The 18,213-nt window shown below is 71.8% G+C and carries 1 protein-coding gene (only partly in view); it reads right to left on the bottom strand.

The genetic code is table 11. From position 1 onward, the window contains the following. Nucleotides 1–18,213, bottom strand: the 5' portion of a protein-coding gene (locus J2S66_RS09195) for a WXG100-like domain-containing protein (RefSeq protein ID WP_310306206.1). 15,036 nt of this gene lie to the left of the window's left edge; 18,213 of the gene's 33,249 nt are visible here — the first part of the coding sequence; it begins with the start codon at nucleotides 18,211–18,213; its stop codon lies off the left edge, out of view.

The raw sequence follows: 18,213 nt of genomic DNA, 5'->3' as shown, positions 1-18,213 counted from the left end.
CGCACGGCGCCTCGCGATCTCCCCCATCTTCCGAACCGCCTCGTTCGCGTCCTCCGGCACGACGTCGGAACGGATCTCCGGCACCGACCCGGCCCGCACGTCGAAGGGCAGCGGGTGCACCGAGAACCCCGCCCCGCCACCGGGATGGGCCAGAGCGATCCGGCCGACCAACGCGGCCGCCAGCGCCTCGACCAGGTCCTCCGCCAGCTGCGAGGGCAGGTTCTCCGGTCCGACACCGGAGGCGACGATGCGCCCGGCCCGCTCGAACGCGCTCGTCAACAACCTGTGCGCGAACACCTCGACCGCCGACTCCGACACCGAGTCGTCGAGCACGCTGTACGACGACCTGAACCCCACGACGGCCCGCGCCCGAAGCACCGCGGCACGCCGGGTACGAGCCTCCACGTCACCGAACCCCACCGCCGCACGCACCCGGGCGACCTCATGACGCAGGTGTGCGGGCGTCCACACCTCCCGTGACGCGGCCGGGTTCACCGATACTCCGGCGCGCAGGGCCTCCACGACCCGCCGAAGCGCCGACACCGCCTCACGCAGATCCCCGTACCCGGCCAGCGCCACGGCGGCCAAGTCCACCAGGTCCGACCACACCGCCACACCGAACGCGTCCGTCGAACCACCGACGGCCCGCCTCACCACCTCGGGCGCCCGCAGGTACACGACCTCCTGCAGGAACCGCGAATCGCCGAACAACCACTCCCGCGCGGCTTCCGCCTGCCGCGCCACCACCTCGTGCGTCCACTCGGCGGACTCGTCGGACAGCACGACCTCCAGCGACCGCCACGCCGGCTCCACCACGTAGGCCGGCGGCTCGACGTCGTTCGCCGGCCCCGCGTCGGGTCCGGGGTCGGTGGGTGCAGGGGCGGTGGGTGCGGGGGCGATCGGGGCGTACGGGCTGGCGAAGCCGTCCTCCCTCTCCAGCGGTCCCGCCTCGACCGGCTGGGCACCGGGTCGCAGCAGGGCGTTCATCCGCCGGTCGATCAGGACCAGGTCCTCGGGGCGCAAGTCCGACGAGCGGCCGTTCATGACACCGGCGACCTCGCTGATCCGGCGCGGGAAAGCCGACGCGGCGCGACGGTCCGCGACGTCGTCGTCCAACCCCAGGACGTGCCCGACCTCGTGGGCCAGCACCTCCGGGCCGGCATCGGTCCGCCACGTGACCTGGTCCGTGCGCGCTTCCGTCGACCCACTCACCGGCGAGACGCGCACGTGCGCCTCCCGCTCACCGGTGAACTCGACCGTCACGTGGAGCTGCTCACCACCCGGCAACCGGTAACCCCGGTTGAACACCTCCTCCACACCTCGCACGGCGTTCTCCGCCACGCGCGACCGCTCCTCGGGGGTGAACGCGTCCGTCAGGAAGACCTTGACGGTGAGATCACGCACCCGTGCACCGTCGACCGCGAATTCCCGCACGTCATAGGCGATCAGGGTCTGCACACCCGAAAGCCTGCTCCCGTGGTGCGCCACCACACTGGTGTCCAACACGTGGAAGTGCTCACCGCGCACCGTGCCCACGACCGGAGCGGACTTCCGCACCTCCCGCACCCGCGCCGAGGGCACCCGGTCACGCCGCGGCTCGAACCAACCCTCCCCCGGGTCTGCCGCGGGCGCCGGTCCCGCCGCCGTGACCACTGCGGGCCCCACCGACCTCACGACCGGCGGGACCGGTGGCACCCGAGGTGCCACCGGGTGGAGCTGCCAGTCCACCAACACGTCCACCCGGTCGGGCGAACCCAGGTCGTCCCTCGCCTCGACGTCGGTGGCGTTCCCGTCCCGGAAGACCCGGGCCACCTCGTGGGCGGCCCCTCCGACGACCAGGACGCGAGCCCTCCGGTACCCCGCACCCGAACGCTCGGTCTGCCGCCGCTCGACCTCCTCGACGAACCGCTCGACCTCCGCCCGCTGCTCCGACGACAGCGGTCCTCCGGCCACGAGGCCGTGGAACTCCCGCTCCGTCGTGAAGTCCGGTGAGATCACCGGGAAGTCCTCGTCCTCCTCGTTGTCGAAGCCGGTCAGGAGATCCAGGTCGAGCGCGATCCGGCGGGCCAGGAACTCCGGCCCGCGGCCACCCCCGCCGACGAACGAATCGACCACCAACCCGGTCAGCACCACCTCGCGGAACGCGTGCCGCACCTGGTCGGTCCACCCGCTCCGCACGACCGGTGACGTCCTGGCGTCACCGACGAGGGCGTTCACGATGCTGTCCGCCCGTACGGCGGCGGAGGTGAGGGCCGTGCCCGGTGACGCCAGGGCGTCGCGCACCTGCGGGGTCCGATCGGCGGCGTCGTGCAACGACTCCACCGTCCACGTCCTCTGCCCCACGCCGACACCTCGGTCGAACAACTCCTGGAGCCGATCGCGCTCCGGCACTCGACCGGTCGCCCGCCGGGCCGCCAGGACCACGGTGGCGTCCTCGATCACCGGTGGGGGCACCTCGGTGTTCGTGGTCCGGAAGTCGAGGACCGCCCGCACCCGCCGCAACTCCCGCTGGGCGTCCACGTCGCCCTGGTCGTCCGACCACTGCCGCGCCGCCGCGACCTCTTCCGGTGACAGCTCCGGCAGCGAGAACTCCTGCGAGCCGAGGTGGAGCACGGTCTGGTGCACCAGCACCTCGGCAGCCAGGTACCAGCTGTTCGCACCGCTGTCGTCGGTCACCATCGGGAGGTGTGCCTCGGTCCCGGTGAGCAGCACGTCGAGGACGTCCTCGGCGAGATCCGCGACCTCGGTCGGGTCCGCACCGCCCGGGTCCGCACCTTCCTGGTCGTTCCGCCGCCCGTTCAGGCCGAATCCCACGACGGCCGAGGCGCGGGCGAACGCGGCACCCGCCAGACCCGCGGCGTGCGCCTCGACCTCGCCGTCCGACACCGAGCCCGCTCCCACGGCGGTCAGCTCTCCGGCCGCCAGGGCGTCCCGCACCCGGCGCAGGGCGGCCTCGCGGACTCCCTCCGGTACGCCGGGCGGGGTGGCCGCGGCCTCGTCCGGGCCGCTCGGGAGCACCGGCAGCCGGTACGTCAGCAGCCGCGCCTCGCCATCGCCGACGGCGAAGGCCATGCGGTTCACCAGGCTCGTCGCGATGGCCTCGATCATGCGCCCCGGGTCCCGCGACAGGTTCGTGCTGTCGGCGCCGTGCAGGAGGAGGGAGGTCGCACGGGCGTGCGTGGTTGCCCAGATCAGTGCTCCGGCGGCCACGGCCAGGTCCTCGGCCACCGCTTGCGGGACGGGGCTGTACGAGGTGCGGAACGCCACGATGGCCCGTCCCCTGCGGTGCGCCGACCCCCACTTCCGGTAGCCGCTGAACTCGGTTTCCACCGTCAGCCGGTGCGCGTGCAGCTCGTCCGCGCTCCAAGGTGTCCGTGAAGCGTTCCGGAGCACCGCCGAGTGTGGCAACAGGAAGTCCACGATTCGCCGGACGGCCGCCGTCGCGGTTTCCCCGTCTTCGAGTGCGATCAGTTGCCAGGCGGCGGTGTCCACGAGGTGCGACCACACCTCCCGGCCGAACCTGTCAACCGAACCACCGGCCTCCTCGACCACTCGGGGAGCCCGCAGGTAGAGAAGCTCCTGCAAGGGCAGTGACAAGCGGAAAACCTGCTTCCGCAGAGAACCAGTATCCCGCCGCAACCTGTCCAGCGCCAACGGGACGTGCTCCGCGAAGGCCGGCGCCTCGACGTCGTCCTGCACCGATCCGGCGTCCAAGTCCGGGTTGTCAGCTCCCACTCCCGCATCGAGCGACAACCACTCCCCGTCGTCGGGCGCGAACGGGAAGTGGAATTCGACGCCACCGGTCGCACCCGACGGGGTGGGTGGCACGGCGGTGGGCGGTCGGTCGAACAGCGGTCGGGGTTGGAGCAACTGCTCGGTGAGGTCGTCGATCGTCCACAGGTGGCGCGGCTCGACCCGCCACTCGGCCGTCGGCCGCGTGGTCTGGGCGCGATGCGACGAGAGCAGGTACCCGGCCGGGTCCCGGGATTCGTCGGGCACACCCAGGTGGGTGCTGATCCGGCGCACGACCTCGCGCGGGGTGTCGGCCGGCGTGGCCTCGACGGTGAGGGCGTGCTCGTCCCCCGACCGGTCGGTGAACTCCACGGTGACGTGGAACTGCTCACCGCCCGGCAGCCGGTAACCGCGGTTGAACACCTCGTCCACCGTGGCCAGGACGTCGTCCGGTGACACCCCCGGCGTCCGGACGCGCAGCGTGACGACGAAGTCCCGGACCCGGACGCCGTCGACCTCGAACTCCCGCAAGTCGTAGGCGACGGGGGTGCGCTGCCCCTCCAGTCCGAGGCGGTGGTCGGTGATCGAGCCGGCGCGAAGCGCCCGGAAGCGCTCGCCCCGCACCGTGCCCAGCAGCGGGGCGGAACCGGCGACCTCCCGCACGCGCGTCGGCGGCACCGGCTCACGCGGCTCGAACCACTCCGCACTGTCGGCAGCGCTGTACCGCCACGACGAATTCCCCAGGATCGCCGATCGCGCCGCCCTGGCGGTCAGCCGCTCCGCGGGCTCCCGCTCCGGGGGCTGCACCTGCTCCGCGGCAGGCAGGGTGGCGAGCGCGTAACTCATCGGCAACGGCCGGAGGGTCCAGTCCACCAGCAGATCGACGAACCCCTCCAGCCCTTCGTCGTCCACCACCTCGACGGCGAACGCGTAGTGCCGGTGCAGGATGTCCGCCACCTGGTACGCGGCGGGCCCTCTGAGCCGCACACGAGCCGGCGCGTAACCCAGCCGCGAACGGGCCTCCTGCGCACGGGTCATCTCGTGGGCGAATTCCACCAATCGCGTTTCGTCGTCCAACGAGATCGGCCTGAAGACGTCATTCACAACCTGGTAGGTGGTCTCGGCGGGGAAGTTCTCGGGGGCTTCGCCCCACGGGGTCTCCAGGAGGCGGGGGCTCACGGGTCCGACGAGTCCCAGGTCGAGCCCGATGCGGTAGGCCAACTGCTCCGGGCCGCCGGTCCGCCCGCCCATCAGGCGCTGGATGATGTTCTCGGTCGCCACGATGTAGACGTAGGACCGCAACACGTCGTCCGCGGCGGCCGGCGGCACCACCGACGACGTCCTGTTGTCACCGATCACGGACAGGACGGTGCTGAAAGCCTGTTGCAAAGCCGCCGGCACCAGGGTCTGTTCCACAGCCTCCCACAGCCGCTGTGCGGCAGCCTCGGCCCTGCGCAGGTCTTCGGGGGTCCACGGCGGTGTTCCGACACCGACGCCCCGATCGAGCACCTCGTGGCTGAAGGGTTCGACCGCCCTGCCCACCGAGGGCAGTCCAGGCGAGCCGTACCGGCGTTTCAACAGCTCGGCTTGGAAGAGCCTGAACACCGACAGGGGCGGGGGGGAGTCGAAGCGGACCGCGCGGAAGCCGACGATGTCGATCGACAGCGCCCGCATGTCGGTGGACACGTCCCGGCCCTGCTCGGTGTCGAAGTCCGCCAGCACCGCCCGCGCCGAGTCGTGCTCGGAGTCGCCGGGGTCGGGCAACGTCCTCCAGTCGCCCAGTTGAAGGACCAACCGGTGCACCTGGACCTCCAGGTCGCGGTCCACCTCCTGGGCCGCCGCCCGGGTGATCAACCGAGCGGTGACGACCTTCCTCAAGCGCTCGGCCACGTCCTCCGGCAGCCCTTGTTCCGGAACACCGGACTCGACGACGAACCACGCGCGGTGGAACGCCTTCTCCACCAACTCCGCCGCCACCGCCCGCACGACGTCCTCCGACACCGCGTGGGGGGCCGACGCGAGGAACGCCCGCGCGCGCCGCATCGCGGTCGCCGACGTCTTCTCGTCCACCACCTCCAGGACGGCTGCGACCTCGGTCGCCGGCACCGAGGTCCCGAGTTCGACCTTGAAGGAGAGCGTGTGGACGAGGAAGCCCGCGCCCTCGCCGGAGGGTGGCGCGGGTTCCACGCCCTCACCGGGGTGGTTGAGGACGATCGTGCCGAGCAGCACCGGTGCGACGGCGTGGACCAGGTCGGCCGCCGTTCGAGGGGACACGTGCTCCCGGGAGTCGCCGGAGGCGACGATGCGCCGCGCCCGCTCGGACGCCTCGCTCAGCAACCTGTGCGCGACCACCTCGACCACCTGCTCCGAGAGCGCGCGACCCAGGGGGCTGTAGGAGGTCCGGAACCCGACCGCGGCCCGCGCCCGCCGCACCACCGAGTCCCGGACGCGCCACCGCACGTCCGACACGCGGGCCACCTCCCGGGCCACCTCCACGTGGTGGCCCAGGGTGTCCGCCCGCACCTCCCACGCCGCACCGGTGTCCGGCGGCGCGTCGGCGGGCAGGGTCTCCACGACCCGCCGCAGCGACGACACCGCCGCGGCGAGGTCCCCGTACCCCGTCAGCGCCGCCGCGGCCAGGTCCACCAGGTCCGGCCACACCCCCGCACCCGCCGCGTCAGGCGAGCCACCGGCGGCCTCCACCACCCACGGGGCCCTCAGGTACACGACCCGCCGCGCGAACAGCGAGTTGTCGAACACCCACTCCCGCGCGATTTCCGCCTGCCGCCGAACCTCCTCGTGCGTCCACCGCGCGGACTCGTCGGACAGCACGTCCTCCAGCGACCGCCAGGCCGGCTCCGCCGCGTAGGTCGGTGGCTCGACGTCGTCCCCCGGCTCGTTCGGGCGGACGAAGTCGTCGCTGGGTACCAGGGGGCCGTCGCGAAGGGGTTTCGGGCGCAGGTTGGTCAATGCGTTCTCGCGGTGCTGCAACAGCCACAGGTGGCGGGGCTTGAGGTCGTGATGCCCGTGCAGGTGCATCCTCCTGGCCGTCCGGCTGCCCATCATCGAGCCCATGACGCCGCCGTTCCGGACCACCTGTCCGCGACCCGGTTGGCGCATGAAGACGGCACGGGCGTCGTCCAGCTCGTGGTGTGCCGTGGCCGACCAGTGGCCCGAGAACCCGTGGAGCAGCGGTCGGGGGTGGGCCTTGTCGAGGTACTCGTCGTCGAGGCCGAGGAAGTGGCCGATCTCGTGCGCCGCCGTGTACTCGTCGAAGTCGGCCGGCCAGCGGTCCTGGGTGGCCCTGGTGAGATCGAGGGCGTGGGATGTCTTTCCTCCGATGACGAGAGCCGCGTGCGCCTCGCCCGCATCCGACCTCCACCCTGGGAGGACGAACTCGACGGTGACGTGGAACTGCTCTCCGCTGGGCAGCCTGTACCCCTGGTTGTAGACCGCTTCGACCCCGCGGAGGATCGTCTTCCGGTAGCGGCTGTGGATGTCGTAATCCCTGACGGGCAGCTTGATGGTGTAATCCCTCACCCGGACACCGAGGACCGGGAAGCTGCGCACGTCGTAGGTGATCAGCTGCTCCACGCCCCAGAGGACGGCGCGGGCGTGGTGGACCTTGCTGGTGTCGAGCACCTGGTAGTGCGTGCCGCGCACCGTGCCGACGACGGGTGCGGACTTCCGTGCTTCGAGGATGTCCTCGGAGCTCACGGGGAGCCGGGGGTCGAACCAGTCCGCAGTGTCCGCCTCGCTGTGCCGCCACGACGGGTCGTCCAGCACGGAACGCCTGGGCGTCATCCCGGGACGGGGTTCGTCCTGCCTCTCGACGGTGTACGCAGGGGGCTCGGACTCCGTCGCGGTCCAGTCCACGTACACGTGAGCACCGGGCTTGCCATGGCGGGGGAAGTGGACGGCCACCTCGACCCCGGTGATTCCCCGGTCGAGGAGGAGGTCGCGAGCGATGTGGAAGTCCGCTCCCGAGACCCACACCTTGGCAGGGGGGTAGCCCAGCTCTCGTCGCCCGTCCTGTGCGCGCTGGATGCGGTCGATCGACTTCTTCAGGTGCTCCAGTCCCCGTTCGTCGGGCGGGTAGTACGACGCCTCCGGCGCGATCCAGTTCACGGTCGGCCTCTTGGCCACGACCGGTGGCGACGGCGGACCGGTGTGACCGAGGTCGGTCATGATCCGGCGGAGCAGGAAGTCCACCTCCCGGTTCCCCCCGCCGACCGCCCGCTGCATCGTCATCTCGGCCCGGGCGATCTCGATCAGGGCCCGCACCTGCTCCTGGGGAAGCTCGACGCCTTCCGTCACGGACTCGACGGTGCTCTTCGCCAGCGAGTTCACACCGCCGAGGGTCCAGCCGAAGAACTTCCCCCGGAACCAGCCCGTGTAGTCCCGTCCGAGGTCGAGCTCGTCTTTGACGGTTTCCATGAGGTGGGACGCGGCGGCGCCGGCGGCGTTGAGCGCCTCCGGGGTCCACGATCGCATCTCGGCCCCGAGTCCCAGGTCCATCACCGTCGAGGGGGCGGTGAACTCCCAGGGTTTCGCGAGCCCCATGGCCTCCTTGGTGCGCCCGATCGAGCCACGTGGGTCTCGGCCGTATCCGTTCGACTGGTAATTCCACATGGAGTGCTTCGCACGCCGCTTCTCCTCCATGGCGAGCACATCAGCCGCGACGACCGCTTTGAAGTCCTTCAGCACGGACTCGTCGAGGTTCGCGTACAGGGCGCGCAGATCCGCGAAGGCATCGGCCGACCACGTGCTGTAACGCCTCCACTCAAGCTCGTTCCGCACCTTTCTCCACTTGAAGAAGTCGTAGCCCTTCTTGATTTCCGCGAAGTGCACGCCCAACGCGTCCAGTGCCGCCGGGGCGCTGTCCGCCAACGCCCGCGACACCCTCGACGCCACCCCGGCACCGGGGCTCAGGTCGAGTGCCATGCGGTGTGCCAGGAACTCCGCTTCCCGATAGGGGTCCGCCACCGCCAGCGCCGCCGCGAGCACGTCGGTCAGGGAGGGCCAGACGTCGCGCGGCAGACCTGCCCCGTCCGCTCCGGACGTCAGGACCTTCTCCGCTGTCAGCAACGCGGCTTCGACCAGCTCGGCCGCGACCACCGTGGTCAGGTCCTCCAGCGCCGCCTTGGACACGCCCCGGTAGTCCGTCCTGGACGCGAGGAAGTCCTTCGCCTTCCGCGTCGCGGCCTTCCGCGTCGCGATGTCCACGGTGCCCAGGACGTCCCTGGTCGCGGCGACCTCGGCCGCCAACCCCTCCGGCGTCCACGGTGCTGTCCTCGCGCGGCCGACGAGGGGGAACGCCACCTCGTGCACGAGCGCCAGTGGTAGGCCACGACGGGGCAGGTCGAGGGTGATCCGGTCGACCAGGTCGCTCGCGACGGCGACCACCAGGCGTTCCGCCATCTCCGGGACGGCCTCGATGCTTGCCAGCCCTGTCGACAGGACGTACTTCGCCCGGCGGACCACGTCCCCGGCCACCTCCCGCGCGACCACCTCGGTGACGTCCTCGGCCACCTCCGGTGCGAGATCGGTGTAGGAACGCCGGAACCCGACGGTCGCGCGCGCTCGCCGCAGCGTGGCCGCCCGGGTCCGGGCACCGAGGCCGTTCACGCCGCGCCGCGCGTCGTCGGCCCTCGCGCGCACCTCCCGCTCGGTCCACGGCCGCACGTCGGACGGCACCGCGCTGCCTCGCAGGTCGTTCAGGGCCGCGTGCACCAGTGACGAGATCGCGGCGAGGTCGGTGCCCGCGTTCAACTCGTCGGCGGCGATGTCGATCAGGTCGGCGCGCAGCCCTCCGGCCGCGTTCTCCGCGTCGGCCTCCACGACGAGCCCGCGAGCCCGCAGGTACAGGACTTCCTGCGTCCGCTGGGTGGCGTCGAACACCCGCGCCCGCGCTTCGTCGGCGCGTTCCCGCACGGTCTCCGGCGTCCACCTCGGCGTGCTCGCGCGCGTGCCGGCGACCGACGTGTCCTCCTGTCGTGTCGCCCGGTCACCGACCTGGCCGGTCGGTGGGTGGGCGGCGATGTCGACCGAGGAGGTGGATGGGGACACGGCGGAGTCGTCGAACACCCAGCCTGGGTCGTGCTCCGCCAGCAGCCGCAGAGCCGCCTCGGAGGTCGGGGCGGGACTCTCCAACGCCCTCCTGGTCCTCTCGACCGCCACCAGGTGACGCGGCCTGAGCGATCCGCCCCCCGCGCGCGGATCGGGCGACATGATGCCGCCGTCCTCCACGACCAGCCCCCGGCCCGGGAAGCTGTTGAACACCGGCTTGCGCTCACCGGTGTCCAGGTACTCGTCCCTCAAATCCAGGAAGTGCCCGAACTCGTGCGCCACCACCCCCGGCTCGATCGTGACCGGCCACGTGTGCTGGGTGGCCTCCGTCCCGGCAGGGGTGATCCGGATGTGGCCGTGCGAACCCTCCAGCCGGTCGGCGAACTCGATCCGGACGTGGAACTGCGCCCCGTCCGGAAGCCGGTACCCCCGGTTGAACACCCCCTCGACGCCCTCGCGGGCACGCCGCTGCAACTCCGCCAGCTCGGCGGTCGTGGCGTTGATCGTCCCGTCCTGCGGATCGCGCGGGTCCAGGAACAACCGCACCGCGAACTCGCGCACCGCCACCCCGTCGACGGTGAACTCACGGGTGTCGTACGCGATGGTCCGCAGCACGAGCCCCAGGCTGACCCGCTCCGGGGTGATCTCGCTGGTCACGACCACACCGTGATCACGACCCCGCACCGTGCCGGTGACCACCTCCGGACGCACCGCCTCGATGCGCTCCCGGGAAACAGGCTGCGCCGGCGCGAACCAGTCCGCGCTGACATCGGTCCGGCGCCGCCAGGTCGGGTCGTCCAGGATCGACGCCTCCGGTCGCACGGCGACCCCGACCTCCTCGCCCTCCGCGAGGACCAGTGCCTCGACGGCCGGCACCAGGGTGTCCGCCGTCGGGACTTCCGCCGTCGGGGCGATGTCCCGCAGGACCAGCGGGGTCTCGCGCCTGAGGTCCCAGTCCACGAACAGGTCCGTGCCGTCGACGCGACCGCCGTCCCGCACCTCGACGACCACCAGCGGAACATCCCGCAGCACTTCCGCGGCCTGCTCGGCCCGCGCGCCGGACACCGCCACCACCGGCGGCAGGTAGCCCAGCGCGTCCCGGGTGATCGCCGCCTCCGCCACGTCCTTCGCCAGCAGCAGCAGGTCGTCCCGCTGGTCGGCGGTGATCCCGGCGACACCGGGCACGACGTCGTAGACCCGCTCGGGGGCACGGTTCGGCACACCCCCGTCCGATTGGGACAGCGGCGAGGGCGACGTGGCGATCCCGAGGTCCCAGGCGATCCGGTGGGCGAGGGCCACCGCGCCCCGGTAGTAGCCCTTGACCCCCGCGTGGCGCACCAGGTCGATCGCGATCGCGGCGGTGAGGTCCGCCAGTGCGTCCGGCGCGGAGGTCGGGTCGACCGCGGTGGTGAACGCGACGATGCCGCGCGCCCGCCGCAACGCGGCCACCCGCACCCCCTCCGGGGCACTCGTCAACACCTCCGACGACGCATCGACCTCCGCACGCAGCGACACAGGAGTCCAGGGCCGAGCCACGGCGCGTTGCGCCGGGTGGGTGCCAGGCTCGCCGGTCCTCGCGGCGCCGAGGTCGTGAGCACTGCCGGGGTCGTGGGTGGTACTGGCGGACGGGTCCGCGATCGTCTGCCCGCCGTCGCTCCCGTCCCCCTCCTCCTCGACAACCAGGGCCGAGCGCGAGGTCTCCGCGACCGCTTCGCGAAGGACCTCGTAGGCCGTCGTGACCCCGGGCTCCGCGTTGTGCCCGCGCCGCGGCCGGTCCCGGTCGAACGTCGCCCGGTCCTTGCTCGACAACTTGTAGGAGCCATACTCCGCGAGGGCGTCGAAATTCGCCTGCATCATGGTGTCGGCGAGCAGCACGCCCTTCTCGCCGAACGGCCCGTCCGCGCCCAGCGACAAGGCGGTGAACCGACCGCTGTGCACGACGCCGTTGCCCGACCAGTCCCCTGCGTCGTCACCCGAGAACCACGCCAGGTCGAAGACGGTGTCGATCGCCGCGCCGAGCGTGCTCCTCGCGCTGTCCCAGTGCAGCGCCAGCACGTGCACGACGATCTCCGACTCCCGCGCCGCCAGGTACTGCTGGAGGTAGTGCTGTGCGGACAGCAGCGACAGGCCGGTCACGGTGAAGTCGACCAGCACGACGTCGCGCTCCTCCGGCAAACCGCCCAGGAACTCGGCGAAGTGCTCGTCGAGCATGGCTCGCTGCTCGCCGTCCAGCGGGGCATACCAGGCGTCGTATGACGGATAGGCCTTGTTGAGGATCGAGTTCGGGTCCGCCGGGCGAGGCCGGAAGTTCGACAGCGGGACCGAGACCGCGTCGAGCTCCCTGTTCTGCAACGCCGCCATCAATGGGGCCGGACTGCGACCGAGACCCACGTAGGTGAACTTCGACGGCGCGTACGCCGCGATCACCCACTCGGCCAGTGCGTCGATGGCGTCCACGAGCGCCTGCTGATGGTGGACGTGCTCCTGCCGTCCTATCTCGCGCAGTTCGCGGTGCAGGTCCGCGGCTTCGTCGATGTCGAACACCCGGGGGGCGCGGTTGCCACCCTCCACATCGGGGTCGTAGAGCATGGGGACGAGCAGTACGGCCAGGTAGCTCCGCTCCGGCAGGTCGATCCCGTGGTCCGCCAACCACTTGCGGACCATGAACGGGGTCAGGCCGACCGTGGTGTCCGCGTCGACCCGGATGCGGACGAACGGCGACGGCTCGTTGTAGACGTAGTCCCATCCCGCAGCGGTGATCACCCACCGCCAGTCGTACTCCTCCTTCGCGGGGTCGGGCCTGTAGGACTCCAGCCGCTGCTCGACCGTCGACGAGGCGGGAACGGAAGAACCAGAGGGGGACTGCTCCGGTCCGGGGGATAGCCGCACGCCTCCCCGTGCCGCCGACGTGTCCTGCTGTCGTGTCGCCCGGTCACCGGTCTGGTTGGTCGGCGGGTGGGCGGCGATGTCGGTCGAGGAGGTGGACGGGGACACGGCGGAGTCGTCGAACACCCAGCCCGGGTCGTGCTCCACCAGCCGCCGCAAAGCCGCCTCGGAGGTCGGGGCGGGACTCTCCAACGCCCTCCTGGTCCTCTCGACCGCCACCAGGTGACGCGGCCTGAGCGATCCGCCCCCCGCGCGCGGATCGGGCGACATGATGCCGCCGTCCTCCACGACCAGCCCCCGGCCCGGGAAGCTGTTGAACACCGGCTTGCGCTCACCGGTGTCCAGGTACTCGTCCCTCAAATCCAGGAAGTGCCCGAACTCGTGCGCCACCACCCCCGGCTCGATCGTGACCGGCCACGTGTGCTGGGTGGCCTCCGTCCCGGCAGGGGTGATCCGGATGTGGCCGTGCGAACCCTCCAGCCGGTCGGCGAACTCGATCCGGACGTGGAACTGCGCCCCGTCCGGAAGCCGGTACCCCCGGTTGAACACCCCCTCGACGCCCTCGCGGGCACGCCGCTGCAACTCCGCCAGCTCGGCGGTCGTGGCGTTGATCGTCCCGTCCTGCGGATCGCGCGGGTCCAGGAACAACCGCACCGCGAACTCGCGCACCGCCACCCCGTCGACGGTGAACTCACGGGTGTCGTACGCGATGGTCCGCAGCACGAGCCCCAGGCTGACCCGCTCCGGGGTGATCTCGCTGGTCACGACCACACCGTGATCACGACCCCGCACCGTGCCGGTGACCACCTCCGGACGCACCGCCTCGATGCGCTCCCGGGAAACAGGCTGCGCCGGCGCGAACCAGTCCGCGCTGACATCGGTCCGGCGCCGCCAGGTCGGGTCGTCCAGGATCGACGCCTCCGGCTGCGCGGCGACCCCGACCTCCTCGCCCTCCGCCAGAACCAGGGCTTCGACGTCCGGCACCAAGGCATCCGCCGTCGGGACGATGTCCCGCAGGACCAGTGGGGTCTCGCGCCTGAGGTCCCAGTCCACGAACACGTCCGTGCCGTCGACGCGACCACCCTCGCGCACCTCGACGACCACCAGCGGAACGTCCCGCAACACCGCCACGACCTGCTCGGCCCGCGCGCCGGACACCGCCACCACCGGCGGCAGATAACCCAACGCCCCACGTGTGAGCGCCGCCTCCGCCACATCCCTCGCCAACAGCAGCAGGTCGTCCCGCTGGTCGGCGGTCACCCCGGCGACACCGGGCACGACGTCGCAGACCCGCTCCGGGGCGCGGTTCCACACCGCGTCATCCGACCGGGACAACGGCGAGATCGACGCGGCGATCCCCAAATCCCAGGCGATCCGGTGCGCCAGCCCCACCGCACCCCGGTAATAACCCTTCACACCGGCATGACGAACCAAGTCGACCGCGACCACGGCGGTCAGATCCGCCAACACCCCCGGTGCGGAAACCGGATCGACCGCCGTCGTGAATGCCACGATCCCACGCGCCCGCCGCAACGCGGCCGCCCGCACCACTTCCGGAGCGTTCGTCAACACGTCCAGCGAAGCCTCGACCTCAGCACGCAACGTCATGGCAGTCCGAGGCGGCGCGACCACGCGCTCGGCGGAATGGGGGTCGGACCCCACCGCCCGCGGGGTGCCCGATCCGGAATCCCCCGCACCGCCGAGCTCACCGGTCCGCCCGGTGCCGGGGTCGTGGGTGGTACTGGCGGCCGGGTCCGCGATCGACCGGTCGTCGGTCTTGGGCTCGACGACCAGGGCCGGGCTCGGGGGTGTGACCTCCTTGACCGCGTCGCGCAGGACCTCGTAGGCCGTCGTGACCCCGGGCTCGACCTCGTGCTCACGCCTCGGCCGGTCCCGGTCGAACGCCTCCCGGTCCTTGCTCAGCAACTTGAAGGACCCGTACTCGGCGAGGTCGTCGAAGACCTCCCGGCGGAGGGCCTTGCCCAGCAGCGCGCCCTTGTCGCCGAGCGGCCCGTCGACCCCCAGGGAGAACGAGTTGAACCGGTCGCGCCACCGCTCGCGGTCAGCGGCACCGTCGGTCGCCCAGATCATCTCGGTGATGCTGTCCAGGAACGACGCGGGGTGGGCGGCGGCGTCGACCGTCTTGCCGAGGTTGGCTGAGTCGACGTCCTGGTGCAGCGCCAGCGCGTGCACGGCGACGTCCGGCTTGTGCACCGCCAGGTACTGCTGGAGGTAGTGCTGCGCGGACAGCAGCGACAGGCCGGTCACGGTGAAGTCGACCAGCACGACGTCGCGGTCGTCCGGCAGACCATCGAGGAACTCGGCGAAGTGCTCGTCGAGCATGGCGCGCTGCTCGTCGGTCAACGGAGCGACCTTGCCGTCGTTCGCCCGGTAGGCGTTGTCGAGGATCGAGTTCGGGTTCGCCGGCGGGGGTCGGAAGTTCGACAGGGGGACCGAGACCGCGTCGAGGTCCCTGTTCTGCAACGCCGCCATCAACGGAGCAGGGCTGCGACCGAGGCCCACGTAGGTGAAGTCCGATGGCGGGTATTCCGTGGTCACCCACTCGGCGAGTGCGTCGACCGCGTCCACGACGTCCTGCTGTTCCCGGGCGTGCTCCTGCCACATCAGCCCTCGCAGCTCGCGGCGGAAGTCCGCCGCGTCCCCGATGTCGAACACCTCGGGGGAGCGCTCGCCGCCACCCGGACCGGCGTCGTAGAGCAACGGGAAGACCAGTTCGAACAGGCTGCTCTCCTGCGGCATCTCCATCCCGCTGTCCGCGAACCACTTGCGGACCATGAACGGGGTCAGGCCGACCGTGGTGTCCGCGTCGACCCGGATGCGGACGAACGGCGACGGCTCGTTGTCGACGTACTCGACCTTCGTCCCGGTGTGCACCCACCGCCCGTCGCGCTCGTGTTTCGCCGGGTCGGGCCTGTAGGACGCCAGCCGCTGCTCGACCGTCGACGAGGCGGGAGCCGGAGACCCGGAGGGCGACCGCTGCGCCTCGTCCATCGCATCGGACGACACCTCGGACGAGGGCTCGGATGCGAGGCCGTCCGCCGAGTCCCGGAGCAGTTCCACAGGTGCGGGTTCCGTCTCGACGGCCTCGACGGTGCCCCCGGAAGAGGCCTCGTCGGAGAAGATCTCGTCGGAAGAGGTCCCGTCGGTCCAACCCGCCATGTCCGGCGCGGGAACGGCATGGGTCTGCTCGATGGTCGAGGACGGCTGTGGGAACGGCGCTTCCTGCTCGGCGCGCGGGGTGTCCGCGCCGGTGGAGTGATCGAACGCCCCGGTACCGGCGGCCGGCACCGCGTCCGGTGTTCCCTGCGTGCCACCCTTGCGGGGACCTTCCTGGGGCTGCCCCTGCTGCGCACCCTGCACGGCGGTCGGCGACGACTCCGGTACCGCCCCCTCCCGCACATCTCCGCGTGCCGCCGGGGCTTCGAGCGCGGTGGCGTCCGCGCTCGTCCGGACCTGCGCGACCGCATCCCGGGGCATCTCACCGGCCGGCCGGTCCGACGTCCCCGGGGACGAGTGGTCCTCCGCGGCGGACAGGTCGGTCGTCCGTGGCGCGGACGTCACCGGTTCGTTTCCGGTGTCCGGGACGGGGCGGTCCGCATCCGCCGGGCCTGTGCGCGGGGCGACCGCGTCCCGACCCGGGCTCCCCTGCTCGCGCTCCACGGGAGCCTCGTCGTGCTGCTGGGCCGCCAGGGGCTGGACTGCCGGGGACTGGACTGCCGGGGACTGGGCAGCCGTGGACTGGGCCGCCGGGGACTGGGTGCCCTCCTGATGTCCCGCGCCCGGCGGTGTCGTCACCGTGCCGTCGGCAGGCCCCTGTTCGAGCGGGAAGGGCCACGCCACCTCCAGGGCCGGCAGACCAGCCGCGTCGGCCGGCCCGGAGTACAACGGCAGCCGCCCGTCCAATCCCAGGGGTCGGGGCTGGTCACCCGCCGGAGCGCCGGTCCCCGGACGGTCCTCCGCGGTGGGCTGGGACGGAAGCGCCTGCGCGGCGTCCGGGAAGCCCTGTCCGTCGGTCGATCCCACCGGACCCGCCAAGGGTTCGCGCGGTTCGACCACCGGGGTGCGCTGGTCGGACGGGAGCAGCGGGTCCGCGGGGTTCCGGTCGCCGTGCGACGGCGGTTGCGCACCCGTCGCGGGCGGGGTGGCTCCCTGGTCCGGCGAGCCGGCCGGGTCGGACGACACCCGTGCGGGCGGGGTGGTTACCCGCGGCTGCTCCTGCGGTGGAGTGCCGGCTCCTGCCGCACTTGAACCGGCCGCGGCGACCACAGCGCCCGCGATCCCTCCGGCGACGACCACACCCACGCTCCCGGCGCCCGTGCCGATGCCGATGGGGCGGTCGAGACCGACCTGACCGCCGAGCCCGGGAGCGACCGGGGCCGGCGCGTCCTCCTCGGCGGGAGCCGCGCTTTCCGGCTGCTCGATGAACGGTTGCGCGGATTCCGGTTCTGCGGGAGCGGGTTCGCCGGGGATCGGTTCGCCGGGAACGGGTTGTCCCCCCTCCGGCTCGGGGGCGAGCTGCTCGGGTTCCCGCTGCTCGAATTCCTGGCCGGGATCGGCGGGCGCGTCGGTCCCCGTCGCCGGCGCGACGTCGCCGATCTCCTCCAACCCCGACAGGTCGAGGTCGTCCAGGTCCCCGACGCCGGTCAGGTCCTCGCCGTCGTACAGGCGATCCGCCGCGCCCTGGACCATGCCGCTGAACGCGCCGTTCACCACTCCGGTCCACACGTCGTCGAGGCTCTGCTCCTGCCCCAGCACCAGCTGCACGCCCAGGGGCAGGACCGTGCCCGTCACGGCTTCCGCGCCGGCCTCCACCAAGCCGTCGAACACCGCCGTGTCCGACAGTTCCGGCATGATCTTGCGCCCCAGCAGGTGCGCACCGCCGATCAACCCACCCGCCATGGCGCCGCCGATGGCCGACAGCACCGTGTTGAGCGTGTCCCATTCCTGGCGGTTGCCCTCCGCGAACTGCGCGATCTGCGCGATCGCGTCCTGCAGCATCTCCTCGACGGCCTCCTGCAACGCCTCCTTCAGCAGGTGCGCGGACCAGTGCAGCCGCTCCATGACCCGTCCCAGCGCCAACCGGCCGTAAGCCACGATCTGCGGCACCAACGGCGACGTGAACGGACTCGCCAGAGCCCACACCAGCGCCTGGGAGAAGAAGCTCAGCTCGATCACGATCGAGTACTCGGTGTGCTCCACCTGCAACGCCAACTGGTGCAGGGCCTGGGCCTGGCTCTCGGCCGCCCCCGCCAGCTTCGGGACAGCACCTCCGAGGTCCTTCACGTGGTTGCGGAAAGCGCGCCCCGTCGCACCGCCCACGCCCGCCTCGACGTGCTTCGCCAACCCGTCGATCGCCGCGCCCAAGCCGGCCAGCTGGGAAGCCGCCCTCGCCCACTCCTCGGCGTGCGCGTACGCGGCCGCCGAGTCGATCTCCGGGATCTTCTGCCCCGCGAACAGGATGGCGAAGAAGTTTCCGCCGTTCGACGGGTCGAGGTGGACCGGCAT

Origin of the sequence: Saccharothrix longispora (genome assembly GCF_031455225.1) — a bacterium.
GTDB classification, from domain to species: Bacteria; Actinomycetota; Actinomycetes; order Mycobacteriales; family Pseudonocardiaceae; genus Actinosynnema; species Actinosynnema longispora.
The sequence above is the reverse complement of the archived record's forward strand: the minus strand, read 5'-3'. Positions and strand labels throughout refer to the sequence as shown.